7 protein-coding genes are annotated in these 4359 nt (G+C 39.6%); all 7 read right to left on the bottom strand.

Features of this window, described 5'->3' with window-relative positions; translation table 11 throughout:
• Positions 1–98 precede the first annotated feature (98 nt).
• Complete coding sequence (locus tag ACOVQ4_RS12470; RefSeq protein ID WP_421820970.1) at positions 99–1061, bottom strand: hypothetical protein; 963 nt, start codon at positions 1059–1061, stop codon at positions 99–101.
• A 15-nt stretch (positions 1062–1076) separates the two neighbouring features.
• Positions 1077–1814, bottom strand: a complete 738-nt coding sequence (locus ACOVQ4_RS12465) for a hypothetical protein (protein WP_166579148.1) — start codon at positions 1812–1814, stop codon at positions 1077–1079.
• Positions 1799–2437, bottom strand: coding sequence for a hypothetical protein (locus ACOVQ4_RS12460; protein WP_421820969.1), 639 nt, complete (start codon positions 2435–2437; stop codon positions 1799–1801). Before ACOVQ4_RS12460 ends, ACOVQ4_RS12465 begins: the two co-directional genes overlap by 16 nt.
• Positions 2428–2796 carry a hypothetical protein gene (locus ACOVQ4_RS12455; protein WP_421820968.1) on the bottom strand — a complete coding sequence of 123 codons (369 nt, stop codon included), beginning with the start codon at positions 2794–2796 and terminating at the stop codon, positions 2428–2430. The genes ACOVQ4_RS12460 and ACOVQ4_RS12455 overlap by 10 nt, the downstream gene beginning before the upstream one ends.
• Positions 2793–3479 (bottom strand): hypothetical protein, encoded by a 687-nt coding sequence (locus tag ACOVQ4_RS12450; RefSeq protein ID WP_421820967.1) that lies wholly within the window; start codon positions 3477–3479, stop codon positions 2793–2795. The genes ACOVQ4_RS12455 and ACOVQ4_RS12450 overlap by 4 nt, the downstream gene beginning before the upstream one ends.
• A 46-nt stretch (positions 3480–3525) precedes the next feature.
• On the bottom strand, positions 3526–3774 hold the full coding sequence (locus tag ACOVQ4_RS12445; RefSeq protein ID WP_283375395.1) for a hypothetical protein: 249 nt from the start codon (positions 3772–3774) through the stop codon (positions 3526–3528).
• 186 nt (positions 3775–3960) lie between these two features.
• On the bottom strand, positions 3961–4332 hold the full coding sequence (locus ACOVQ4_RS12440) for a hypothetical protein (protein ID WP_421820966.1): 372 nt from the start codon (positions 4330–4332) through the stop codon (positions 3961–3963).
• Positions 4333–4359 lie beyond the last annotated feature (27 nt).

The following is a 4359-nucleotide window of genomic DNA, read 5'->3' as shown; positions in this document are numbered from 1 at the left end:
ACAAGGGTGTAAAACAGTAAAACTTTTATTTTTCGGCTATTTTGGCAGTCTAAAGGACATAAAAAAACCTGCACTGTTGGCAGGTTTTTTTATAACTATTACTTACTGACTAATAATAAATTGTTCAGAGTTATAAGGTTCTCGTTAATGATATTATTACTTTTTTCCATAGATTCTAGTGTATTCTTAAATGCATCAACCAAATTTGCTTTGCTACTTCTCAATATAGCATTGGTAGATATTAAATTTTCATAAAGTTTAGAAACATCACTACCATTCTTTGAATTAAAATTTACTTTTTTAAAAAAATCAAAGACCTCCTGCTGAGTACCCTTTCCTAGTACTCTGTTCATTTCAGTGCTATCAACCCCATCACTCTTTATAAAATCATAAAGTTCATACTTTACTTTAGCGTACTCTCTTTCATATCTATCAAACAAATTTGAAAAGATTGCGTGCTGAGCATAAAAGTTTTCCATGTCACTATAAGCAGCTTCTAACTGCAAAAGCAACTTAGTTATCGAGGTAGTGTCATTGGTTGCAAAATCAATGTATGCCAAAAAGTACTTCTCGCTGCTCAATTTCTCTCTTACAAACACATAAATACTTGGAATTACTAAAGATTTAAAATAGCATTTGGTAATGAAGTCATCTTGTAAAATAGGAAGGAAGTTTTTTGTCTTTTCAATAAATTTTGAGTTTTCTGCTACTACTTGACAGCTTATCTCCTTTAAAAAAATAAGCCTTTCCTTCTTTTCCTTATGTTCATTGTCTTTTCTTAATTCTTCCTCTCTTTCATGTATAATTATCTGTAAGAAGATTGTAACGAGTAAACCGACAAAGGCTAAACCGGAAAAAAATGTATTCAATGCTCCGTACATATCTCCGTATGTTCCCCTCCCTAAAATATCCTTTTCAGGTATATAACCAGTTTCAAAAATTATTAAATATAATCTAACTAAGGTTGGATAGCAGTTGAAAATAAACCACCATAACAAAAATATGGCAAATAAAATCCGAGCTATAGATAGGCCATTAAATGCTAAATACTTATTTTTCATAAACAGATTAAAACGTTAAAACGGTACACTAAAATTCATCTGATACGGATGGTTTTTAGTTCCCAGTTTTCTTACCTTGACTACATCTTTTCCAAAGATGTTTTGCAAGTCGTGTAGAGTAGCCTCTAGGGTCTGCATGTTGCGGAACTCGGCAAGGCCGCCTGCTCCAGTCCAGGTGTCGTTAAAGTGGAAGTAAAAACGGTTATCCCTCAGAATTTTCCTGTTATAATACGCATTTAATCCCGAAATCCAATAATCTTCCTGATATCTCTGTTCAGGGCGGAAAAATAGCTTTGAACCTGTAAACAATCCGAACGCACAGGTATTGACATAGCCACTCATTTGGAGCGGCTGAAGTGCATTGTAAGTGAAGGGTTTCCCGCAGGTATTGAAGCCCCACAGATATACCCCCATACGTTTGGCCGTGCGAGCTGTCATTTGGATAACGTCGTAAATCTCTTCAGGACTGAGTTTGTCAGCTTCGCCAGTTTCGGTATAGATGCGCTTCATAAATGCCAAATCATCGTCCAAATGAAAGGCATCGCCAAAGTGCTCCATCATCCACTGGCGCTTCCAGCTCAAACCTATCACACTATCAGGGTGTGTAACAATTTCGGTATCGGGGCATCGCTCTCGATATTCGCCTAATTGGCTTTCGGGAATACAAATAATACTATTGGCAACCTTTTCGTGGGTTGTGATGCGGTCGGCACGCTTGTGCGAGGCTATCAGTACTTTTATCGGCTGTTCCATCGTTCAATAAAGCTTTTTGCGGTTGTCACATACGACTCACCCTTGTTCGACGTCTTATAATCCTGCTCCACACCCAAACCCAATACCGAACGGACAAAGTTTTCGTCGATACTGTTATCAATCACAATCACTAAAGCCGAATACTTCTCACTGTACTTTGGCACAATGGGCAATTCAGGCTCTGCTTCAACTTTGCCTACTTCGTTAGTTTCGGCGACGTCTTTGTCCAGCTCTGCCAAGTCAATTCCCAATTCTTGACCCAAATCAAACTCCGAGAAGTTGTCACGGAGCATCATCAAATCAAATTCACCGCGATACTTGTCAGAGTTCAAAATCAAGTTAAGTTTCTTGAATTCTGCCTCAGTCAACTTGCGGTTTGGTTTGCGTACGTCTGTCAGCTCCTCACCACGACCCGCATGAATCATCGTCATACAGCGTTGGTGACCTCCAATAATGACATTATCTACGTCGAGCGTAGGGATGTCCACCACATCAAACTCCTTGAGAGACTCCGCCAAGTTTTTGCGGTTCTCTACCTTAATCTTGCGGGCGTTCTTATCGAACGTAACCATATCGACCCACCGAATCTGCTCGGTGTGCCATTTCAACCCCTCTACCACCATCGTAAAATGTTTATATGTTTATCTATATCAATTTTATGTTCTATAACTACATCTGTTAGATTTTCATAGCGCTCTACCTTTTTCCCTTTTTGAGTTTCAATTCTGGTACCATTACTGAAGGTATATTTGAACTTACTCCAACGCCCTGCTGGCTTTTCATCAAGGTCTACAGTAAAGCGTCTACATTCTCCCTTCTTAATTTGCACCATTTGGTGAGCATTATACACAGCTCCCAAAACAGCTTTTAGCTCGAGGAAAAATTCTCCTACAAAGTCTTGATCTGTTTCATTCACACATTCGAATACTAGGCGTCTCCAGCCTGTTTCTAGCTTCTTGGTAACAACATGTCTTATAATCATTTTTTTGCGTTAAATACGGTTAATAGTTGTGATAATTTCCACTCAAGCTCTGCTATTTTACGTTGGTAGTGGAGCTGTCGGAGTGGGTCGCTAACATTCTTTAGTTGTTTGCGAGCTTTACTTAGGTTACTACGACAGTTGTCGATATCCTGACTAATTGCCCAAAGCTCTTTGACTTCGATAGCCTTCAAAAACTCGCTTTCGTCGATTCCCTTGGATTCAACAGGCGTTTCCTGACTTTCGGGCAAACAGCCGTTTTGCTGGATAAACTTTATCTTGGAATTGTATTCTTTCCAAACGTTGCGCAAAGCCAATATTTCGGATACGATATCCGGGCAATTTTCGTGTTCGGGGATTGTGTGGAGCTGGTTACTGAGCGTAGCTTTTTTGGCATGCGCCTCATCTCGCTTTTTGATTAGACTATCTAACAAGCTCTTGACTGATTCGGTCAATTCGGGCGCTTGAATAGTCGTAGTCGAAAAGCTGCTTTGAGGTGCTTCAAAAGCTGCTTTCTGAGCTTTGTGAGGCTCTTTGGGTACTTGGTAGGCACGCAGGTTCTCAAGGATTTGCTCTGCATCATCAAGCTGCTTTTGAGTAGCTAAACCATCTTGATGTTGCCTTTTTAATAACCGCAGGTTGGCTTTTGCAATGTGCAATTGCTGTATGTGTTCTTCGTTGGTCATAAGCTTTTTTCAGCAAGATAACCCAAGAATAACTGCCACCTTTGGACTACATTACAAGCCCGTTTGCCTTTAACATTTGGTACGAAACCAAGTGTTTTGTAAACCCTAAAATTTCATTGAAATAATCCATTTCCTCTATGTAACGCAGAGGCTCTTGTCTCAGCAGGTCGTTCCCCTCAATCCAATCTTTATGTAATACTAGGTGGTGTACAAGCGTTAAACCCAACTCTTCAACATCGAATTTTGAGGAGTGAAGTAACGCTGTAATAGAAGCTCTGTCGGTAGGATTTTCCATAAAATAAGCCGATTGGTCACTCCTGATTAATTACATTGAAACAACGTACCTAATAGCGGACTTGCACCGCAATGCCAATCGGCAATTTCCTGCCGATGCGGTACGTTGTAATTCAAGAAGTAATTAATCAGGACTGCAAACATACAAAAAAGAGTCTATAGATATTACACCTACAGACTCTTTTTCCTATTGTTCGTCACTTTCGGTCTCTTCCTCTTCCTGACCCGACTTCTTTTTTTCTTCTTCAGCTTTTTTTCTAGCAATTTCTGCGACTTTTTCAGCTTCTTCTCGTTCTTGTCTTTCGAGTCTCTCTTTAGCTTTCTCTGCTGGGGTTTTTCTTGGTAACTGAACATCCTCCGTTTGTGGTACCTCCAATTTAGGTAAGGCTTTAATCAAGACTACTAAACCATCTGGAGTTTCCAGCACCTCTGCGTCAACGGGATATTCTTTTTTATTTACCTCGTCTATCACTACAACGCTAACTTTGGGTAAGGTCTTTTCAGTAGTTTCAATTGATTCATTTTGATTTGGGCTTTCTGCCTCTTTTTGCTTTGCCATTTGGGTTTTGTGTATTTAAAGGGTTTA

This window comes from Flectobacillus sp., assembly GCF_049240685.1.
Taxonomy (GTDB): Bacteria; Bacteroidota; Bacteroidia; order Cytophagales; family Spirosomataceae; genus Flectobacillus.
The sequence above is the reverse complement of the archived record's forward strand: the minus strand, read 5'-3'. Positions and strand labels throughout refer to the sequence as shown.